Source organism: Aquicoccus sp., from assembly GCF_041686535.1.
Taxonomy (GTDB): Bacteria; Pseudomonadota; Alphaproteobacteria; order Rhodobacterales; family Rhodobacteraceae; genus Aquicoccus.
Map to the genome: position 1 here is coordinate 1 of NZ_JAWLDS010000055.1, position 20,400 is coordinate 20,400.

Below are 20,400 nucleotides of genomic sequence, written 5' to 3' on the forward strand. Positions count from 1 at the left end.
CTACAAGGCGCATCTGGAATCAACCTCTGATGTCACGGAATTCGAATCGACGCTCGACGGACTCAGCACCGGCTTCGGCGGTGATTTCCCCGAGGCGCAATGGGTCGGCCTCTACCGCGCGGCGCGCGGCGACGGGCTGGATCTGCGCGAGGACTCTTCGCGCATGATCTACATGGCCACTGACGCGTCCGCGCATGACGCCTCCGATTACGGGCTCGACGAAAGCAACATCCAGGCCTTCCTCGACGGCGAGGATATCGACGTCGAAGGTGACGGCACGCTGTCCGGCAGCGCGAGCGCGGATGAAGACGGCATGGCTTCACTGGTCGAGGGCGATCCCGACGCGGTCGAGGTCGAACCCGATCCGCGCGACCCCGACGACCCCGGCTATGACACCGGCAACGACGAGCCGATCCCTACCGACGACCTGCTGCTCGGGGCCGTGGGCGATGCGTTGCGCGATTTCGGCGCCGTGCCGATTATCGGTACCTCCAGCTCCTCCACTGAATCGGAATACGAAGAGGCACTGGCCGACATGGGCAGCGAAGGTGTCGTCGTGTCGACCAGCAGCGACAGCTCCGACGTGGCCGACGCCGTGCGCGCAGGGCGCGCCGCGATCGAAGGCGAGGTGACCGAAACCGGCACCTCGGGCGACGACTCGCTCGTCGGCACCGAGGATGACGACGTGATCCTCGGCCTCGGCGGCAATGACACGATCGAGGGCCTGGGTGGCAACGACACGCTCGATGGCGGCGCCGGCGACGACTCGATCCTTGGCGGGGATGGCGATGACGCGCTCTTCGGCGGCACCGGTGCCGACACGATCGAAGGCGGCGCGGGCAATGACCTCATCAGCCCCGGCGCAGGCGCCGACGTCGTCACCACCGGCGCAGGGTCCGACATCATCACCGGCCCCGGCGACGCGCTCAATGGCGACACCGTCACCGACATGAGTGCCGAAGACCGGATTCTCGTGCGCTTCACCCGGATGGAGGACGACCCGACCTTCGAGTTCGACGGCACCGACACGACGCTGAGCTTCGACACCACCGGCGACGGCACGCAGGACTTCTCGATGACCTTCGAGGGCGACGTGACGGGTCTCGGGCTGCTGATATCCAATGCGGGCGAAGATGTTCGCATCGGCACGCCGCCCGACATGGCGCTGCAAGTCCAGGACCGCGGGGGCAATCCGCTCGACGTGGAGGAGGTCACCTTCCGCGCCGACGAGGGCGGCCCGGAATGGAGCGGCACCCCCGGCGGTGCGGCGGGGGCCTTCTCCTTCACCGGCCTGGAAACGGCCGAGGGCCGGATCGAGACAGATCTGCCCTATGACCCGACCGAGCACGGCGAGACCCCCACGTCACCGGGCGCGCTCGAGGCACTGCGCCTCGCGGTGGGCCTCGACCCGAGCTGGGGACCGGCGGGCGGAGAGGATTTCATCGCCGCCGATTTCGACGGCAACGGCGAGGTCACGTCAGACGACGCGCTCGACATGCTGCGCCTCGCCGTCGGCCTCGAGGCGGACGACGCGCCGCGCTGGGTCTTCGTGAACTCCGACGCCGACATGAGCGACTTTGATGCCGACAATGTCGATGTCGACGCCGCCGCCATGGCCGCCCTGCCCGATTTCGAGAACGACGTCTCGATGACCGGCATCCTCGTGGGCGACATGCGCGAGTTCGGCTGACGCACGACACACGAAAACGCGACACAGACGATCGGCGCCGGGGAATCTCCGGCGCCGGTTGCGTTTCGGACCGGCGCCCGGCGCGCGCATGGTTAATTCTTTCAGGCACCGGTTTCGCCGCGCTGCGGCGGTGCACGCCCGGCAGCCGCGCAGCAGCCGAAGATCACCCCCCGGTTTCGCGCATCCCGGCGGCCGTTAACCCTTGCGAACGGTGCCCGCACAGCCGCTTCACGGTTTACCCCGGCCCGCCCGCGCACTACTTTCCGACAACCGCTTGCAGCAACGATGGACTCCACCGCGCATGACGCCCCTTGACCAACGCGACCTTGCCATTCTCAAGACCCTCTCGACCGAGGGCCGCATGACCAAGGCGGCGCTGGCCGAGCGTGTGGGCCTGTCGCCCACGCCCTGTTGGGAGCGTTTGAAAAAGCTGGAAAAGGCCGGTTTCATAACGGGTTACAGGGCCGAGATCGCTTTGAAGAAACTCGCCGCCCATGTCACCGTTTTCGTCGCCGCGGAACTCGCCGACCACACCGCGGCAACCTTCCGCATCTTCGAGGACGCGATCCAGCGCCAGGACGAGGTGACCGGCTGCTGGGCACTTGGCGGCGGCTATGATTACCTCCTCCAGATCGTCACCCGTGACATCGACAGCTACCAGCGCCTGATCGACGACCTGCTCGACCGCCGCATCGGCCTCGCCCGCTACTACAGCTATATCGTCACCAAGCCCGTCAAGGGCCCCACCCCTCCCCCCTTTGACGTGCTTCTCGATTGAAATCATTCAGGAAAAACCGCCAGACGGATCACCTGCCCCGACCCCTTCCAACAGTTGGATCGTCTGTTCAAGCGCCCGGATTCAGACCCGATCACCCCGCGATCCGGTCCAGCATGGCCCCATAGCGTTTCAGGTTTACGCAAAAACACCTGGATCGAAACGCGCGTTCGACCGAAGGGAGAGGCAGCGCGATTCGATGCCGTTGCAATCTGGAACGATTTACAAGGAGGCCATGTCATGGAAACCACAGCAATCTCATTGCATCCCGACATCACCGACAAACGCCTCGTGCGGGCATTCTCCTATATCGGCGGCAAGTGGACCGCCGCACAGGACGGCGCCACGCTTGGCGTGACCAACCCCGCCGACGGCAGCGCGCTGGGCGACATCGCCCGCCTCTCGGGCGAGGAGTCCGCCCGCGCCGTTGACGTGGGGCAGGACGCCTTCCCGGCCTGGTCCGCGCTCTTGCCGCAGGATCGCTCGACGATACTCAGACGCTGGTTTGATCTTATGATCGAGAACCGCGAAGACCTCGCCCGCATCATGGTCCTCGAACAGGGCAAGCCGCTTTCCGAAGCACGTGGCGAGATCGACTATGCCGCGAGTTTCGTTGAGTTTTATGCCGAAGAGGCCAAGCGCCCCAATATCGAGGGCGTCACCAGCCACCTGCACGATGCCGAGGTCGAGCTCTGGCTCGAACCGGTGGGCGTGGTGGCCCTCGTCACACCCTGGAACTTCCCCTCCGCCATGCTCACCCGCAAGGCCGCCGCGGCGCTGGCGGCGGGCTGCACCGTGCTCGCGCATCCCTCGACGGAGACCCCCTATTCCGCACTGGCGCTGGCCGAACTGGCCGAACGCGCGGGCCTGCCGGCGGGGGTCTTCAACGTGGTGACCGGCAACGCGTCCGACGTCGTGACCTCCTGGACCGCGGATTCGCGGGTGCGCGCACTCTCCTTCACCGGCTCGACCGAGATCGGCCGCCTGCTCTATCGCGCCTCTGCCGAGACGGTAAAGAAACTGGTGCTCGAACTCGGTGGCCACGCCCCGGTGATCGTCTTCAAGGGCGCCGATCTCGACGAGGCGGTGGCCGAAACCCTCATGGCGAAATTCGCCACCTCCGGGCAGGATTGTCTTGGCGCCAACCGCATCTATGTCGAACGCCCGATCTATGACGAATTCTGCCGCCGCTTCACCGAGGCGACAAAGGCGCTCAGCATCGGCACCGGCATGGACGATCCCGACATCGGCCCGCTGATGAACGAAAAGGCCGTGGCCAAGCAGGAGGAGCACGTCGCCGACGCGCTGGAAAAGGGCGCGAAACTGGCCTGTGGTGGCAAGCGTCATGATCTCGGTCCGCTTTTCTACGAACCCACGGTGCTGACCGACGTGCCCGACACCGCGTTGATCATGCGCGAGGAAACCTTCGGCCCGGTGGCCCCCATCACGCCTTTCGAATCCGAGGACGAGGTGATCGCCCGCGCCAATGACAGCGAATACGGCCTCGTCGCCTATGTCCACTCGCTCGACCCGCGCCGCATCTACCGGGTCAGCCGCGCGTTGCAATTCGGCATGGTCGCGGTCAACCGCACCAAGGTCACAGGCGCCCCGATCCCGTTTGGCGGTACCAAGCAATCCGGCATGGGCCGCGAAGGGGCCCGCCGGGGCATGGAGGAATTCATGGAAATCAAGTACGTCTGCCGCGACTGGGCATGACATCGAAAACCCGGCCTCGAATTTTCGCGGGAAAGCGTCGGGGCAGATCAGGAGAAGGACCGGAACAATGCTGAAGAACGATCAACTCGAACAATGGGACCGTGACAACTTCTTTCACCCTTCGACCCACCTGGCCGAGTTTGCCCGTGGCAACGCCCCGCAACGGGTGATCACCGGCGGCTCGGGCTGTCACATCACCGACCGCGAGGGCAATCGCCTGCTCGATGCCTTTGCCGGGCTCTACTGCGTCAACGTCGGTTATGGCCGCCCCGAGATCGCCGAGGCGATTGCCGATCAGGCCCGCGAACTGGCCTATTACCACGCCTATGTCGGCCACGGCACCGAGGCGTCGATCACGCTGTCCAAGATGATCCTCGACCGCGCGCCCGCCAACATGTCCAAGGTCTATTTCGGGCTTGGCGGCTCGGACGCCAATGAAACCAACGTCAAGCTGGTGTGGTATTACAACAATGTCATGAACCGCCCCGAGAAGAAAAAGATCATCTCGCGCTGGCGCGGCTATCACGGCTCGGGGCTGATCACCGGCTCGCTCACCGGGCTTGAGCTTTTCCACAAGAAATTCGACCTGCCGCTCGCTCAGGTGATCCACACCGACGCGCCCTATTACTACCACCGCGACGACCTTTCGATGAGCGAGGCCGATTTCACCGCCCATTGCGCCGCCGAACTCGAGGCGCTGATCGAACGCGAAGGTGCCGATACCATCGCCGCCTTCATCGGCGAGCCGCTCCTCGGGACGGGCGGCATCGTGCCCCCGCCCGCCGGCTACTGGGAGGCGATCCAGAAGGTGCTGAAAAAGCACGACATCCTGCTCATCGCCGACGAGGTCGTGACCGGCTTTGGCCGTCTGGGCACGATGTTCGGCTCGACCCATTACGGGATCGAACCCGACATCATCACCATCGCCAAGGGCCTCACCTCGGCCTATGCGCCGCTCTCGGGGTCGATCGTGTCCGAAGATGTCTGGAAGGTTCTGGAACAGGGCACCGACATGCTCGGGCCGATCGGCCACGGCTGGACCTATTCCGCCCACCCGATCGGCGCTGCGGCGGGCGTCGCCAACCTCAAGCTGATCGACGAGTTGAACCTCGTCGAAAACGCGGGCGAAACCGGCGCCTATCTCAACGGCGCCATGCAGGACGCGCTGGGCGCCCACGCCCAAGTCGGCGACATCCGCGGCGAGGGCATGATCTGTGCCGTCGAATTCGTCAAGGATCGCGACACACGCGAGTTCTTCGACCCCGCCGACAAGGTCGGCCCCCGCGTCGCCGCCGCCCTGCTCGAAGAGGGCGTGATCGGACGCGCCATGCCACAGGGCGACATACTCGGCTTCGCCCCGCCCTTCTGCCTCACCCGCGACGAGGCCGACGAGGTCGTGGCCAAGACCGCCCGCGCGGTCGCCGCCGTCCTCGACTGAGCGTCTCCGCCGCGGCATCGCCATCACAGGCGGTGCCGCGCGCGAACCGGTCTTCCCGGCAGGTTTGGATTGCATATGCCGCCCCGATCACTATGACGGGGCGACGCGGAAAACGGGGGAATGCCCATGTCTGTTTCAATGCTGTCCACCTTTGTCAAACCCATGCATCCCGAGGGCCGACGCTTCGTCGCCATCGCGGCGGCGGCGACGCTCGTGCTGTTCTGGCTCTGGGCGCCACTCGGCTGGATCTCGCTTGGTCTGACCGTCTGGGTCTACTACTTCTTTCGTGACCCGCCCCGCGTCACGCCCAGGCGCCCCGGCATCATGGTATCGCCCGCCGACGGCGTGGTCTCGCTGCTCGAACCGGCCGTGCCGCCCGCCGAGCTGGGCCTGGGCGAAGCCGCGATGACACGGGTCTCGGTCTTCATGTCGGTCTTCAACTGCCACGTGAACCGTCTGCCTGCCGCCGGCCGGATCGCGCACGTTGCCTATCGCCCCGGCAAGTTCCTCAACGCCTCGCTCGACAAGGCATCGGCCGACAACGAACGCAACGGCCTCGCCGTCGACCTGCCCGACGGCACACGCTATGGCGTGGTGCAGATCGCGGGGCTGGTCGCCCGGCGCATCCTGTGCTGGGCCGAAGAGGGGCAGGAACTGGCGCGCGGTGAACGCTTCGGCCTCATCCGCTTTGGCTCGCGGCTCGATATCTACCTGCCCGAAGGCGCCACACCGCTGGTGCGCATCGGCCAGACCATGGTCGCCGGCGAAACCGTGATCGCCGATCTCACGGGCACGCAGGACGAAGGCTAGATCATGGCCGAGCCCAAGGACCGCGCGGACCGCGCGCCCGCCGACCATCCGGTCGAGCCGCAACCGGTCTCGCTCATGCTGCTGATGCCCAACATGGTCACACTGATCGGGATGAGTTTCGGTCTCACCGCGATCCGTTTCGCGATCGAGGGCCGGTTTTCCGCGGCCGTTCTGCTGATCCTGCTTGCCGGGCTGGCCGACGGGCTCGACGGGTTGCTCGCGCGGCGCCTGCGCGCCGAATCCGCCATGGGCGCACAGCTCGACTCGCTGTCGGATTTCCTGTGCTTCGGCATCGCCCCGGCCATACTGATCTACCAGATCCACCTCACCGCGGTCGGAGGCATCGGCTGGATCTTCGCCCTGCTTTTCGCCGCGGCCACCTGTCTGCGGCTGGCCCGCTTCAACGTGATGTCGGGCGCCGCTGACACCACGCGGGAGGCCAAGCGCCATTTCATCGGCGTCCCGGCCCCTGCCGGGGCCTTTCTGGGGCTCTTGCCGGTGTTTCTCACCCTGGCGGGGCTGACCGCACCGGGGGATGCACCGTATCTGGTTGCGATCTGGATGGCGCTGGTCGGCGTGCTCATGATCTCCAAACTCAAGACCCTGTCGCCCAGGACGGTCAAGGTGCCGCGGCGCCTCGTCGCCGTATTCCTCTTTGCCACCGTGATCCTGATCGGTCTCAGCTTCACACGCCCGTGGTATATCCTCGTGGTCATTGCGCTCGCCTATCTCGCCACCGTGCTTCACGCCATCATCCGCGCCCGGGGACAGCTTTTCCGCTAGGGTGGGAATTCAATGCCGGACGATCGGGCATCACACGGCCGCGGTCGGGTGCTCACAACATCGGCGTCGCACAGTTTATCGTGCAGCATCATCCCCCGCCCAGACCGGCACGCCACCCATCGAAAGCACCCGGCCGGGGGCGGTCGTGTGCGGCCCGGGCGGCTACGCCGCTATTCCGGGGCAGGGCGTATGCGATCAAACACAATCCGCTCTTTGGGCTCGTCACGACCATGACGTCCCGTCATCACCCTTGCCTTACCCCCCGCCACATGGAAACTGACCGCAAAGCGGGAGGATGAAAGACATGGCAGACGAGAACCCGATTCTCTGGACACCCGACGCAGACCGCATCGAGAACGCGCGCATCGCGCAATACATGCGCTGGCTTGCGGCCGAGCGCGGCCTCACCTTTCCCGACTACAACACGCTCTGGGAATGGTCGGTCCGCGAGATCGAGGCGTTCTGGACCTCGATCATCGAATTCTGCGACCTGCCGATCTCGGGCTGGTCCGAAGTCCTGCCCGAACGCAAGATGCCCGGCGCCGACTGGTTCCCCGGCGCGACCACCAATTTCGCCGCCCAGATGCTCAGACCCGCCGAGACTCGCCCCGATGACGTGGCGATCATCCTGCAATCCGAAACCTTCGGGCGACAGGAGCTGAGCTGGGGCGAATTGAAGGCCCGCGTCGGCGCGGCGCAGGCCGGGCTGCGCGCCGCCGGGGTCAAGCACGGCGACCGGGTCGTCGCCGTCCTGCCAAACAGCCCCGAGGCGCTGGTCTCGTTCCTCGCAGCGGCCGGCATGGGCGCGATCTGGTCGCTCTGCGCGCCCGACATGGGCCAGGTCGCGATCCTCGACCGGTTTCGCCAGATCGACCCGAAACTGCTCATCGCGCAGGATGGCTATGTCCACGCGGGAAAACAGATCGACCGCCGCGCCCTGCTCGACGAGATCGCCGCCGACCTGCCCGGCCTCGCGCAAAAGGTGATCGTCCCAACCCTCGGCCCGGCCCCCGAAGGCTGGACACCATGGGCCGACTTTACCGCGAACAAGGCCGCCCCGCAGATCGACATGGTGCCGTTCTCGCATCCCCTCTGGATCGTCTATTCCTCGGGCACGACCGGCAATCCCAAACCCATCGTGCATGGCCATGGCGGCGTGCTTCTCGAAGGGACCAAGCAATCACTGCACCAGGATCTCGGCCCCCAAGACCGGTTCTGCTGGCTGACCTCCTCGGGCTGGATCATGTGGAACGCGCAATGGACCGCGCTGGGCCAGGGGGCCACCGTCGCGCTTTTTGACGGGGCGCCCAACCATCCCGACATGCTCGAAGTCTGGCGCATGGTGGCGCGCGAAAGGCTCACCTATTTCGGCGCGGGTGCCGCATTCTTCGACGGCTGCCGCAAGGCGGATGTGCGCCCGGACGCCGAACTTGACCTCTCGGCCTTGCGCTCGCTCGGCTCGACCGGATCACCGCTCAGCCACGAAGGCTATGACTGGATCTATGCGCATGTGAAACCCGATGTCTGGCTGGCGCCGATCTCGGGGGGCACCGATCTTGCCGGGGCCTTCGTCCTGGGCAACCCGATGCTGCCTGTGCGCGCCGGTGAAATGCAATGCCGCGCGCTCGGCAACGCGGTGCGCGCCTTCGACGAGGACGGGCGCGAGGTGATCGGCGAGGTAGGCGAACTGGTCTGTTCCGAACCCCTGCCCTCGATGCCGCTCATGTTCTGGGGCGACGAGGACGGCAGCCGCCTCCATGAAAGTTATTTCGACACCTATCCCGGCGTCTGGCGGCATGGCGACTGGATCATGTTCACGCCCGAGGGCGGGTCGATCATCTATGGCCGCTCGGATGCGACGATCAACCGCCGCGGCCTGCGTCTCGGATCGAGCGAGATCTACCGCGCGGTCGAGGGGCTGGATGAAGTGATGGACAGCCTCGTTGTCGATCTCGAATTCCTCGGCCGCGAAAGCTTCATGCCGCTCTTCGTCGTGATGAAAGAAGGCCACGCGCTCGATGACGCGATGCGCGAGCGCATCCGCGCCGCGATCCGACGCCAGGTCTCGGCACGTTTCCTGCCCGACGATATCGTCGAGATCGCCGAGGTGCCGCGCACGCTCTCGGGCAAGAAGCTCGAAGTGCCGGTGAAAAAGCTCCTGCTGGGCGGCGACCCGGACAAGGTGGTGAACCGCGACTCGATGGCCAACCCGGACAGCTTCGACCCCTTGATCGCCTATGCCAGAACCCGCATCAGCGCGGATCGGGCCTGAACCCGGCCCGTTTCCGCCCGCCGCGCACGCCGCGTTAACCTTTTCCCGCCCCATGCGAGGGCGTTTTCCCCGGCAGCCGGGTGGCAGCCGGACAGCAGCCGGATGTCACCCCCCCGGATTGGGTACCTCCGCAGGCGTTAACTTTTTGCGGGTCCGCAAACCGCGAATTCACCTGTAAATCACGTTTTTATCGGGCAGCTGTAGGAAATGTGATAAGTTTCTTCAAGAAAACCCTTGAAGCTCAGCCACAATCGACCAAACTTTAAGACCATGAGGCCACAGTCACCAAGGGGCCTTCCCCGGTGACGCAGTTAAAGGAGCATGGGGACAACATGCCTTCATTCTCGACAACGCTGGAGCAGGCAATCCACAGCGCCCTCGCGCTCGCAAACGCCCGCCGGCACGAATTCGCAACGCTGGAACATTTGCTTCTGGCCCTGATCGACGAACCCGACGCGGCCCGCGTGATGCAGGCCTGTTCGGTCGATGTCGAACAACTCCGCCAGACCGTGGTTGAGTTCATCGACGAGGATCTGTCGAACCTGATCACCGAGATCGAAGGCTCCGAGGCAGTGCCCACCGCCGCGTTCCAGCGCGTTATTCAACGCGCCGCGATCCATGTCCAAAGCTCTGGGCGAACCGAGGTGACGGGCGCCAACGTCCTTGTCGCAATCTTCGCCGAACGCGAATCGAACGCGGCCTATTTCCTCCAGGAACAGGACATGACCCGCTATGACGCGGTCAATTTCATCGCCCACGGTGTCGCCAAGGATCCGGCATTCGGTGAGGCCCGCCCGGTTCAGGGAGCCGAAATCGAGGAAGAGGCGCAGGCTGCCACCGGCGGCGAGGAAAAGGACTCCGCCCTGGCCAAGTACTGCGTTGATCTGAATGCCAAGGCGCGCACCGGGGATGTCGATCCCCTGATCGGGCGCGCGCATGAAGTCGAGCGCTGTATCCAGGTGCTCTGCCGCCGCCGCAAGAACAATCCGCTTCTGGTGGGCGACCCCGGTGTCGGCAAGACCGCCATTGCGGAAGGTCTCGCTTACAAGATCGTCAATGGCGACACCCCCGAAGTGCTCGGCAAAACCACGATATTCTCGCTCGACATGGGTGCACTGCTGGCCGGAACGCGCTACCGCGGCGATTTCGAGGAACGCCTGAAAGCCGTCATGAAAGAACTCGAAGATCACCCCGATGCGGTGCTTTTCATCGACGAGATCCACACCGTCATTGGCGCCGGTGCCACCTCGGGCGGCGCGATGGATGCCTCCAATCTGCTCAAACCCGCCTTGCAGGGCGGCAAATTGCGTTGCATGGGGTCTACGACCTACAAGGAGTTCCGCCAGCATTTCGAAAAGGATCGCGCGCTCTCTCGCCGGTTCCAGAAGATCGACGTGAACGAACCTTCGGTCTCGGACGCTGTCAAGATTCTCAAGGGCCTGAAGCCCTATTTCGAGGATCATCACAGCGTGAAATATACCGCGGACGCGATCAAGACCGCGGTCGAACTTTCAGCGCGTTACATCAACGACCGAAAACTGCCGGACAAGGCCATCGACGTCATCGACGAGGCCGGTGCAGCCCAGCATCTGCTGGCCCAGTCCAAGCGCCGCAAGTCAATTGGCGTGAAAGAAATCGAAGCCATCGTCGCCAAGATCGCACGCATCCCCCCGAAAAGTGTCTCCAAGGACGACAGCGCGGTGCTCAGGGATCTGGAGCAATCTCTCAAACGCGTGGTGTTCGGCCAGGACAAGGCCATTGAGTCGCTGGCTTCGGCTATCAAACTTGCCCGTGCCGGTCTGCGTGAACCAGAAAAACCCATCGGCAACTATCTCTTCGCCGGCCCCACCGGTGTCGGCAAGACCGAGGTGGCCAAGCAACTGGCCGACACGCTGGGGGTCGAGCTTCTGCGCTTCGACATGTCGGAATACATGGAAAAACACGCGGTTTCTCGCCTCATCGGCGCCCCTCCGGGCTATGTCGGCTTCGATCAGGGTGGTCTGCTGACCGATGGTGTCGATCAACACCCCCATTGTGTGCTCTTGCTTGACGAGATCGAGAAGGCGCACCCGGATGTTTTCAACATCCTGCTGCAGGTCATGGACCATGGCGAGTTGACCGACCACAACGGCCGCACAGTCAATTTCCGCAATGTCGTGCTGATCATGACGTCCAACGCGGGCGCCACCGAGCAGGCCAAGGCGGCGATCGGCTTTGGCCGAGACCGCCGGGAAGGCGAGGATACAGCCGCGATCGAACGCACCTTCACGCCGGAATTCCGCAACCGGCTCGATGCCGTGGTTTCCTTTGCACCGCTTCCCAAGGAAGTGATCCTGCAAGTGGTCGAGAAATTCGTGCTTCAGCTCGAGGCACAGTTGATGGATCGCAACGTCACCATCGACCTGTCCAAGGACGCCGCCGAGTGGCTGGCCGAGAAGGGCTATGACGACAAGATGGGCGCCCGCCCGCTTGCCCGTGTGATCCAGGAGCACATCAAGAAACCGCTCGCCGAAGAGTTGTTGTTCGGCAAGCTGGCCAAAGGCGGAGTCGTGCAGGTCGGCGTCAAGGATGGTGAACTTGAGCTTCGGATCGACGGCCCGGACAATCCTCGCCTCAAGGGGGACAAGCCACGATTGTTGACGGCGGATTGACCAGAGTATTGCCCGGGAGCGCGCACATGTACATGTGGGTTCTGCCAAGGGCACGGTTCGTCGCTTTGACCGTCATCGGTGTCTGCCTCGCCCTGCCGCTTCGGGGCGAGGCACCTCAGCTTTCCCTCCCCATCGACTGCACGCTTGGGGAAGATTGCTATATCCAGAACTATGTCGATCACGATCCGGGCCCCGGTTACAGTGATTTCACCTGTGCCCAACTGACCTACGATGGTCACAAGGGGACTGATTTCGCCCTGATCACGGATGACGGCCTGTCCGAGGGCGTCATGGTGAAAGCCACATCCAAGGGCCGCGTGGTGGGCGTTCGTGACGGAATGGCGGATGGTACCTTTCTCAATGACCCTGCCTCCATCGAAGGTCGGGAATGCGGCAATGGCGTGGTGATCGACCATGGCGAAGGTTGGCAGACGCAGTATTGCCACCTCAAGAATGGCAGCGTCACCGTCTCCAGTGATGAGAGCGTCGAGACGGGCACACCTCTTGGGCAGGTTGGATTGTCCGGCAAGACCGAATTCCCACACCTGCATCTTTCGTTGCGCCACAACGAAAACGTGATCGACCCGTTCGATCCGGAGGGCAATCAGAACTGTGAAGAACCATCTCAACGCACCTTATGGCACACTCCTGCCCCGCACTACCAACCGGGCGGAATGCTCAGCGCCGGGTTTGCCGATACTGTTCCCGATTATGATCATGTGAAATCGGGCCGCGCCAATGCCGAGCAGTTGCCTGCGGATGCGCCGGCACTGGTCGTTTGGGGCTTGGCTTTCGGTGGCCGCGCGGGCGACACGGTCTTGCTCGAGATTGTTGCTCCGGACGGCTCCACACTCATCACGCACACTGTCGATCTCGAAAAGCCTCAGGCGCGCTTCTATCGTGCAGCCGGGAAACGGCGCCCCGATTCCGCATGGCCGCAAGGCATTTATCAGGGCCGTGTCTCGCTCTTGCGGGACGAACAACGCGTCAGCACGCAAGACACCACGGTCACGATCAGAGAATAACGAGGCCAATCACACCGTGAGCGTGAAGAATACCCGCCGGAACGGGAAAAGCACCGTGCCGTCGACGCCGCGTGGATAGGCCCGTTCCATCACTTCCTCATAGCGACCGACCAGTTCGACCTGCTCGTCCGGTTCCAGCGCCGCAAGTATTGGTCGCGCAAAGGTGCTTTCGGTGAAGCGTCGCACGGGGTGCCCGCTCCGATCCGCAGCCAGCACCTGATAGTAATCGGTTTCCCACAGGGACAGGGCCCCCAAACCGGAAAGCAAGTGATGATAGCCCGCGGGCTTCATCACACCGGGCGCGGCTTCCATATCGACACGCCCCGGGAAAAGCTCTTCGGCAAGGCTGACCCAGACCCTGTGCGAAGGCGCATTGTTCTGATGCGGCATCTGCACCGCCAATGTGCCTCCCGGGGCCAGCATCCCTGCCAATCGAGGGAACAGCGCCTTGTGATCCTTGAGCCAATGCAGAACCTCATTCGCATAGATCAATCCTGCACGCTCGATCGACCAGTCGTTGATGTTGCGCTCTTCAAACGCGTCATAGGCGCCGCTCTCGGACGCCTTGGCCGCATCGCAGGGCTTTCGTCCACGCCGACAATACTGTGCCCCGAGTAGCGTTGCCGCAGGACCGATCCCATCGCTCCTGCCCCACATCCAAGATCAACCACCTCGCCGCCGCCCACCGAGCGGACCGCCAGCATGAGGTCGATCGCTGGTCTTAACCGCAAATCCCGGAACCTTGCATAGGCTCCGGGATCCCAGTCTTTTCTCTCTCCATCTCCGCTCATGCGGAGGGTTCGGGCTCCAATCCACCATCACCTTTGGGCTTGGGTCGCGGTTTGGTCTTGGGAATGGACGCGACGGAAGGTGCGCTGCCCTGATCCGAAGTGTCGTCGTCATCCCCTTTATGCGGCGGTTCACCACGGATCACGCGCTCGATCTCTTCACCTGTCAGAGTTTCGTATTCCAGCAATCCCTGAGCAAGTTTCTCCCAGTCTTCCTTGCGCTCTTCCAGGATACTTCGCGCGCGCTGATAACCCTCGTCGATGATGCGCTTGACCTCGTCCTCGATCAACTCCTTGGTATGAGCCGAAATCGAGAAGCCACCGGCCCCGTTTCCACGAAACGCTTCAGCCGCCTCCTGATAATCGATATTGCCCACCTTGTCGGACATGCCCCACCGCATCACCATCGCGCGGGCCAGCGCCGAAGCCTGCATGATGTCGCCAGCTGGTCCATTCGAAATCGAATCCTCGCCGTATTTCAGGATTTCGGCAGCCTTGCCCGCCATGGTCATCGTGATCTTCTGTTCCAGCTCATCCTTGAAATAGTTCAGCTGGTCCATCTCGGGCAAAGACATCACCATGCCCAACGCCTGGCCGCGCGGAATGATCGTCGCCTTGTAGACCGGATCGCATTTCGGCAAGGTCAGGCCAACGATCGCGTGGCCGGCCTCGTGATACGCAGTCATTTCCTTCTGCGCCGGTGTCATCACCATGGATCGCCTCTCGGCGCCCATCATGATCTTGTCCTTGGCCATTTCGAAATCTTCCATCGCGACAAAGCGCCGCCCCACGCGCGCCGCCGTCAGCGCAGCCTCGTTTACGAGATTCGCCAGATCCGCTCCCGAAAAGCCGGGCGTGCCACGCGCGATGATGCGCAGATCCACGTCTGGCCCCAGAGGCGTCTTGCGGGCATGTACGCCGAGGATCTTTTCGCGTCCCTTGATGTCGGGATTGGGCACCGTAACCTCACGGTCGAACCGGCCAGGACGCAGCAGCGCAGGGTCGAGCACATCCTTGCGGTTGGTGGCGGCAATGATGATCACGCCCTCGTTGGCTTCGAACCCGTCCATTTCAACCAGCAACTGGTTCAGCGTCTGTTCACGCTCGTCATTGCCACCGCCATAGCCCGCACCGCGATGGCGGCCCACGGCGTCGATCTCGTCGATGAACACGATGCAGGGCGCGTTCTTCTTGGCCTGCTCGAACATGTCGCGAACCCGGCTCGCCCCGACCCCCACGAACATTTCCACGAAATCCGAGCCCGAGATGGTAAAGAACGGCACGCCAGCTTCTCCCGCAATCGCGCGCGCCAGAAGCGTCTTGCCGGTACCCGGCGGCCCGACGAGAAGCGCACCCTTGGGAATCTGCCCGCCTAGGCGGCTGAACTTCTGCGGATTGCGCAGGAATTCGACGATCTCTTCCAGCTCTTCCTTGGCCTCGTCAATACCGGCCACATCGTCAAAGGTCACACGACCCGACTTCTCGGTCAGCATCTTGGCCTTGGATTTGCCAAAGCCCATCGCGCCGCCGCCTCGGCCACCCTGCATCCGGTTCATGAAATAGATCCAGACACCGATCAGCAACAGGAATGGCAGCAGGCTCAATATGAAGGTCTGAAAGCCCGACTGCTGCTGGCTCTCGGCCTTCACCGGAATGTCCTTGTCGATCAAGAGCTGCGTAATTTCGGCATCCTCGGGCTTGACTGTCACGTAATCGTTGCCGTCATTTCCACGATAACGCACCTCTTCACCATCCAACGTCACAGAACTCACTCTGTCCTGTGCAACCGCACTAACAAATTCTGAATAGCTGATTTCTCGGCTTTGCAGCGTGTTTCCACCGCCGCTGAAAAGGTTGAACAGCGCCAGTATCAGAAGAAACAGCACGACCCAGAAGGCGATATTTCTCGCGTTGCCCAAGGCAAATCTCCCATGAAGAACTCTGGTCCCGTGCTTATCACAGGAGCCTTCGGACTAAAATAGACTTCGCGGGCCAAGGTTCAATCCCGACCCAACCAGTTCTCAAAGCTTGGCCCGATACGTTCCGCCCAATGACCTGTCTTGCAACTACTGACCGGTGACCAGACAAGCCGGCCCGCCTCCCACACGGCGGGCAGCGAAATCAAGGCGCGACGCGGAACGTCGAGGGCGCGCCACTCCGGGCATTGCTGCAAGCCCTCAGCGCCCAGGGCGCGAATGTCCATGCCGTCCAGTGGTCCCTCAATCCGCCATCGCCCGTCGAATGGCGCACCCTTCAGATCCTTGACGGCCTGGAACTCGCGCGCGAGCCAGATCCGATCGCGTTCGCACCAGCCGATCACTCCGCACAGGGTTTGCGTTTCACCTTCCAGCAACGCCCGCTCGATCCCGCCTTGTGCGGCCGAGCGCGGCGCATATTGTGCCCCGGCGATCCATTGCAGCGCCTCGTTCAGAAAGCGTCGCCGCACCTCGGGATGCAAAGCCCGAAAGGCTTCTTGCCTGATCGAAAGCGCCCCGAAACACTCCACGACATTGCCGCGCAGCGACTCAAGCACGCTGTGACGCAAAAGGCGGTTCTCTGCAGCCAGGTTTTCCGCCACGGCCTCCAATACTTTGGCATTGATCCCCAAAGGCGCCAGAACGTCCAGCGCCTTGCGAACCCGGACACGTTCGAACCCATCATCGGCATTGCTGGGGTCCTCGACCCATTCGACCCCCAGCCGCTTCAGATACTGGCGCAATTTCGACCGCTCGACCCCGAGCAACGGACGCATCCATTGCACCCCGTGCGCCCCGAAACTTGATGCCATGCGCCTGAGTCCATCGCTTCCCGACTTGCGCGCCAAGCGCATCAGGAAGGTCTCGGCCTGGTCATTGCATGTGTGACCCAGACAGACGACCTCGACCCCGCAATGGCGCGCCCATCGTGCGATCTCGCGATATCGGGCCGTCCGCGCGGAGGCCTGCAGGTTGCCCTGCCCGTTCCACCCGACCCATGTCAGGATATCATGGGTGATCTCATGTTCTGCGCAGATCCGGGCTACCAGCGCCGCCTCTTCCGGTGCCTCCGCGCGTAATCCGTGATCAAATGTCACAGCACTCAGGCGCACACCGTGACGCATCGCCCAGTCCTGCATTAGAAGCAACAAGGCCATGCTGTCGCCTCCCCCCGAGACTGCGACACCAACATGCCTTAAAGGCACGGCCGCAAAAGCACACGCAACCACATCGGCAAGGGTCTCGTCCGGCATTCGAGTCACTGGCACCCGAGGCGCTCAATCTCCTCTTGTGCCTTCGTTTCGGGTTCGGTCCCGGGAAACCGAGTGCCCACCTCATGCAGCATGACACAAGCCTCGTTGGTTTGGCCCAATCGACCCAGGCCGCGCCCCAGTTCGAAGAGGGCATCAGGGGCGTCCTCGCCCTCCGGATCGGCGCTGAACGCAGCGAGATAGGCCCGAGCCGCCTCTGTCAGGTTCCCTGACGCCGCAAGAGCGCGACCGCGGCCCAGATGCGCCGCCGCTTCAAGGGGGCTTCCGGGGTAGGTCTCGTTGAACTGGGCAAAGCCTTCGGCCGCCGCCTCGTTGCGCTCCTCGTCGAGGGCTTTCTGCGCCGCATCGAAATCGGCCCGCTCACCAACGGCAAGCTGTGGATCTTCGGAAGATTGCGCGGATTGGTCCGCCTGCGCCGCAGATTCCGACTCCTGGGCTTCCCGAGCACCGCCCAAGGTGGTCGTTTCCTCGAGTTGACTGACGTCCCCGCCCTCAAGCTCGACAAGGCGGAACTCAAGATCAGCGACTCGGTTCGTACCGTCGCGCACGATCCTGTCGATGCGCAACTCCAGCTCTTCGGTCTTGGCCGTCAGCCGCTTTACCTCAGCTTCGATCGTATTGACCCGGTCAAGTACGGATCCACCTTGAGGCGCAGCATCAGATGCTCCCGTGGTCGACAACTCCCGCTGGAGGCGCTGAAGCTCAACATGGAGGACCGTCAAATCCTGTCTTATGTCTGCCAGCGTCTGTGCATTATCATCCTGCGGAACCACTGGTCCCGCCAGGAAAACGACAAAAATCAGCCCCGCACCCCACCGCATACCGCGCGCTCCGATCCTCATGCGCTTACCCGGTCAGTCCACTGGCCAGCACCGTGACCGCACGACGGTTCTTGGCATAACAGCTTTCCTCGCTGCAAATCTCGATCGGCCGTTCCTTGCCATAGCTCACGGTTTTCAATCGGTCCGAAGAAACGCCACGCGACTCCAGGTATTCACGCACGGCGCTGGCCCGACGCGCACCAAGGGCAAGGTTGTATTCCCGCGTGCCCTGTTCGTCAGCATGGCCTTCGATCACGACATCATAGTCGGTATTCTCGGTCAACCAGCTTGCCTGACCGTCAAGCACCTGCTTGGCCTCGTCATCCAGCGTTTGGCGGTCCACCTCAAAGTACACCCGGTCGCCAATCGCCTCCTGAAAGTAGAGCGGAGATTTCGGATCACTTGCCGAGTCCGCCGATGCGGCATCGCCACCTGCTCCGGCTCCCGCGCCATTGTTGCCGAACCGGTCCGCGTTGCTGCAAGCCGCAAGGGCCAGCCCGGCCACGAGCAGGATGGATTTTGCCAGATAGGTCATGTCTCAAGCCTCATAGGGTTTTTCTGTTTCCACTTGTATCACAGGGCAGCGCCTCTGTGAATCGGGTCTCTGACGACGCACTGATTTTTATGAATCTGATGCGCCTTCATTCCTGCAGCGGGCTCCATGAGGGATCAGATGCGCCGTCGGGTGTACGCACCTGCTTGAGATTCCGCCCCGTGATGTCGACCGTGTAGAGACCCGCTTGACCTTGTGCGCCCTGTGTCTCGCGCGTGAACATGATCACTCGCCCGTTCGGACTCCAGGTCGGCCCCTCCTCTAGGAATGATGCCGTCAAGAGCCGTTCGGCACTGCCGTCGGCCTTCATCACGCCGATGTGAAATCTTCCCTTGGACTGCTTTGTAAAGGCAATCATGTCGCCACGTGGGCTCCAGACCGGGGTGCCGTAGTTGCCACTGCCCTGACTGATCCGCTGCGCATCTCCGCCGGTTGACGGCATCACGTAAAGCTGGCGCGAGCCGGACCGATCACTTTCGAACACGATCTGGTCGCCATCGGGCGAAAAGCTCGGCGCGGTCTCGATCGAAGGCGCGCGCGTCAATCTCGTCTCCTCGCCGCTCGAGATGTCCATGAGATAGATATCGGTATTGCCCCCGGTCTCGAGCGAGAACACCACCTGCTGCCCATCCGGGGAAAACCGCGGCGCGAAACTCATCGTGCCTTCCTGACTTTGCAGGATGCGACGGTCCACATCAGCCACATCCAGAATATAGATCCGCGGAAAACCGCTCTCGAAGCTGGTGTAAAGCACACGATCCCCCGTAGGTGAGAAGCGCGGGGCAAGCACGAGTGATGTGCTGTCCGTAAGATACTGGACATTGGCACCATCATAATCCATGAGCGCCAGTCGCTTGCGACGGTCGTCCTTGGGTCCGGTTTCGCTCACAAACACTACACGGCTGTCGAAATAGCCGGACTCGCCGGTGATCCGGCTATAGACCTCATCGGCCACCTTGTGTGCCATCCGCCGCCAACCGCTTCTGGTGCCCGCAAATTGCAGCCCGTCACCCAGTTCCTGACCGGCAAACACGTCCCAGATCCTGAACTTCACCGTTACGTCTTCACCTTCGACTGCCACCGACCCGGTGATCAAGGCCTGTGCGTTGATCGCACGCCAATCAGCAAACTCGACCGGGCTCGAGAAACTGGTGATCCGGCTGATATAGGCATCCTCCTCGATCTCACGAAAAAGTCCGGTTCCGCTCAGATCGGCCGCAACCACCCGCGCGATGTTCTCGGCCATCTCTTCCGCCGCCCCGTTTTCAGGAATGAAATCCGGCACCGCATAGGGCAAGGGCTCCATCACGCCATCGGTGATCTCGATCCGAAGCGGCCCGTCCTGCGCCTGTGCAGGGCTCGTCCAGAGTCCTGCCGCAACAAGCATCATCATCAAGTTTCCGAGCAGTCTCATCATCATCTGAGCCTCATTTTCTCCGGATTGAACGTCATCTCGATTTCACGCCAGCTTTCGTATTTCTCGGACGGCAAGTCAAAACCGCCCCGGCCACAGGCAATGATCGCCGTGCGCGCATTGCGAAAGGCGACATTGCGGGCGCCTTGATCGCCCCCTTCTGCCGAGACGAGGCTGGGCGTACCGGCCAATGTGCCATCCCGGTTCAATGTCACTGATACCACAACCGTGACCTCGGCGGCAGTCGAACCGGGATCGACATTCCAGCAATTCGAAATGGCGAGTACAAGCGCGTCAGCTTCACCCTCACTTAGTGCCGGTGCCGTCGATTGCTCTTCTGATGCTTCGGCCTCCCCACGTAGGGCCTCTTCCAGAACCGAGCTCACCGTGTCGGCAATGTCCGCATCCGGCTCATCC

16 protein-coding genes and 1 pseudogene are annotated in these 20,400 nt (G+C 62.9%); 9 read left to right on the forward strand and 8 right to left on the reverse strand.

Annotated elements, in window-relative coordinates:
* The 9 genes from ACESL9_RS11680 to ACESL9_RS11720 all read left to right on the forward strand — a co-directional run.
* On the forward strand, positions 1 to 1,690 hold a 1,690-nt coding region (locus tag ACESL9_RS11680; RefSeq protein WP_372674848.1), incomplete at its 5' end, for a calcium-binding protein.
* A 301-nt stretch (positions 1,691 to 1,991) separates the two neighbouring features.
* Positions 1,992 to 2,468, forward strand: coding sequence for an Lrp/AsnC family transcriptional regulator (locus ACESL9_RS11685; RefSeq protein WP_372615003.1), 477 nt, complete (start codon positions 1,992 to 1,994; stop codon positions 2,466 to 2,468).
* Positions 2,469 to 2,705: 237 nt separating this feature from the next.
* Positions 2,706 to 4,181: an NAD-dependent succinate-semialdehyde dehydrogenase gene (locus ACESL9_RS11690; protein ID WP_372615004.1), complete on the forward strand. Its 1,476-nt coding sequence runs from the start codon at positions 2,706 to 2,708 to the stop codon at positions 4,179 to 4,181.
* Between the two features lie 67 nt (positions 4,182 to 4,248).
* Entirely contained in the window at positions 4,249 to 5,619 is a 1,371-nt protein-coding gene (locus ACESL9_RS11695; protein ID WP_372615005.1) for an aspartate aminotransferase family protein, read from the forward strand.
* A gap of 126 nt (positions 5,620 to 5,745) precedes the next feature.
* The gene (locus ACESL9_RS11700; RefSeq protein ID WP_372615006.1) at positions 5,746 to 6,429 is read left to right on the forward strand and encodes a phosphatidylserine decarboxylase; all 684 of its coding nucleotides are present in this window, start codon (positions 5,746 to 5,748) and stop codon (positions 6,427 to 6,429) included.
* A gap of 3 nt (positions 6,430 to 6,432) precedes the next feature.
* Positions 6,433 to 7,212, forward strand: a complete 780-nt coding sequence (gene pssA, locus ACESL9_RS11705; protein ID WP_372615007.1) for a CDP-diacylglycerol--serine O-phosphatidyltransferase — start codon at positions 6,433 to 6,435, stop codon at positions 7,210 to 7,212.
* 304 nt (positions 7,213 to 7,516) lie between these two features.
* Positions 7,517 to 9,484, forward strand: a complete 1,968-nt coding sequence (locus tag ACESL9_RS11710; protein ID WP_372674849.1) for an acetoacetate--CoA ligase — start codon at positions 7,517 to 7,519, stop codon at positions 9,482 to 9,484.
* 332 nt (positions 9,485 to 9,816) lie between these two features.
* Entirely contained in the window at positions 9,817 to 12,135 is a 2,319-nt protein-coding gene (gene clpA, locus ACESL9_RS11715) for an ATP-dependent Clp protease ATP-binding subunit ClpA (RefSeq protein ID WP_372615009.1), read from the forward strand.
* A gap of 32 nt (positions 12,136 to 12,167) precedes the next feature.
* Entirely contained in the window at positions 12,168 to 13,160 is a 993-nt protein-coding gene (locus ACESL9_RS11720) for a M23 family metallopeptidase (RefSeq protein WP_372674850.1), read from the forward strand.
* A gap of 9 nt (positions 13,161 to 13,169) precedes the next feature.
* On the opposite strand, the gene ACESL9_RS11725 is transcribed toward ACESL9_RS11720, so the two are convergent.
* The 8 genes and pseudogenes from ACESL9_RS11725 to ACESL9_RS11760 all read right to left on the reverse strand — a co-directional run.
* Positions 13,170 to 13,652: a trans-aconitate methyltransferase gene (locus ACESL9_RS11725; RefSeq protein ID WP_372674851.1), complete on the reverse strand. Its 483-nt coding sequence runs from the start codon at positions 13,650 to 13,652 to the stop codon at positions 13,170 to 13,172.
* On the reverse strand, positions 13,649 to 13,951 hold the full coding sequence (locus ACESL9_RS11730) for a methyltransferase domain-containing protein (RefSeq protein ID WP_372615012.1): 303 nt from the start codon (positions 13,949 to 13,951) through the stop codon (positions 13,649 to 13,651). Before ACESL9_RS11730 ends, ACESL9_RS11725 begins: the two co-directional genes overlap by 4 nt.
* Positions 13,948 to 15,867 (reverse strand): ATP-dependent zinc metalloprotease FtsH, encoded by a 1,920-nt coding sequence (gene ftsH, locus ACESL9_RS11735; RefSeq protein ID WP_372615013.1) that lies wholly within the window; start codon positions 15,865 to 15,867, stop codon positions 13,948 to 13,950. Before ftsH ends, ACESL9_RS11730 begins: the two co-directional genes overlap by 4 nt.
* An 80-nt stretch (positions 15,868 to 15,947) precedes the next feature.
* Positions 15,948 to 17,177, reverse strand: a complete 1,230-nt coding sequence (gene tilS / locus ACESL9_RS11740; protein ID WP_372615014.1) for a tRNA lysidine(34) synthetase TilS — start codon at positions 17,175 to 17,177, stop codon at positions 15,948 to 15,950.
* 5 nt (positions 17,178 to 17,182) lie between these two features.
* Positions 17,183 to 18,016: a tol-pal system protein YbgF gene (gene ybgF / locus ACESL9_RS11745; protein WP_372615015.1), complete on the reverse strand. Its 834-nt coding sequence runs from the start codon at positions 18,014 to 18,016 to the stop codon at positions 17,183 to 17,185.
* 25 nt (positions 18,017 to 18,041) lie between these two features.
* On the reverse strand, positions 18,042 to 18,551 hold the full coding sequence (gene pal, locus ACESL9_RS11750) for a peptidoglycan-associated lipoprotein Pal (RefSeq protein ID WP_372615016.1): 510 nt from the start codon (positions 18,549 to 18,551) through the stop codon (positions 18,042 to 18,044).
* Positions 18,552 to 18,657: 106 nt separating this feature from the next.
* Positions 18,658 to 19,986 (reverse strand): Tol-Pal system beta propeller repeat protein TolB, encoded by a 1,329-nt coding sequence (gene tolB, locus ACESL9_RS11755; RefSeq protein WP_372615023.1) that lies wholly within the window; start codon positions 19,984 to 19,986, stop codon positions 18,658 to 18,660.
* Positions 19,986 to 20,400, reverse strand: a pseudogene (locus ACESL9_RS11760) (energy transducer TonB); the annotation flags it as partial. The pseudogene ACESL9_RS11760 and the gene tolB, both read right to left, overlap by 1 nt.

What these genes read in the sequence shown, in the direction of transcription:
- pal (WP_372615016.1), bottom strand. Translation starts at nt 18,551, where the DNA reads ATGACCTATCTGGCAAAATCCATCCTGCTCGTGGCCGGGCTGGCCCTT.
- clpA (WP_372615009.1), top strand. Translation starts at nt 9,817, where the DNA reads ATGCCTTCATTCTCGACAACGCTGGAGCAGGCAATCCACAGCGCCCTC.
- ACESL9_RS11690 (WP_372615004.1), top strand. Translation starts at nt 2,706, where the DNA reads ATGGAAACCACAGCAATCTCATTGCATCCCGACATCACCGACAAACGC.
- ACESL9_RS11710 (WP_372674849.1), top strand. Translation starts at nt 7,517, where the DNA reads ATGGCAGACGAGAACCCGATTCTCTGGACACCCGACGCAGACCGCATC.
- ybgF (WP_372615015.1), bottom strand. Translation starts at nt 18,016, where the DNA reads ATGCGGTGGGGTGCGGGGCTGATTTTTGTCGTTTTCCTGGCGGGACCA.
- tolB (WP_372615023.1), bottom strand. Translation starts at nt 19,986, where the DNA reads ATGATGAGACTGCTCGGAAACTTGATGATGATGCTTGTTGCGGCAGGA.
- ACESL9_RS11730 (WP_372615012.1), bottom strand. Translation starts at nt 13,951, where the DNA reads ATGAGCGGAGATGGAGAGAGAAAAGACTGGGATCCCGGAGCCTATGCA.
- ACESL9_RS11700 (WP_372615006.1), top strand. Translation starts at nt 5,746, where the DNA reads ATGTCTGTTTCAATGCTGTCCACCTTTGTCAAACCCATGCATCCCGAG.
- tilS (WP_372615014.1), bottom strand. Translation starts at nt 17,177, where the DNA reads ATGCCGGACGAGACCCTTGCCGATGTGGTTGCGTGTGCTTTTGCGGCC.
- ACESL9_RS11685 (WP_372615003.1), top strand. Translation starts at nt 1,992, where the DNA reads ATGACGCCCCTTGACCAACGCGACCTTGCCATTCTCAAGACCCTCTCG.
- pssA (WP_372615007.1), top strand. Translation starts at nt 6,433, where the DNA reads ATGGCCGAGCCCAAGGACCGCGCGGACCGCGCGCCCGCCGACCATCCG.
- ACESL9_RS11695 (WP_372615005.1), top strand. Translation starts at nt 4,249, where the DNA reads ATGCTGAAGAACGATCAACTCGAACAATGGGACCGTGACAACTTCTTT.
- ACESL9_RS11720 (WP_372674850.1), top strand. Translation starts at nt 12,168, where the DNA reads ATGTGGGTTCTGCCAAGGGCACGGTTCGTCGCTTTGACCGTCATCGGT.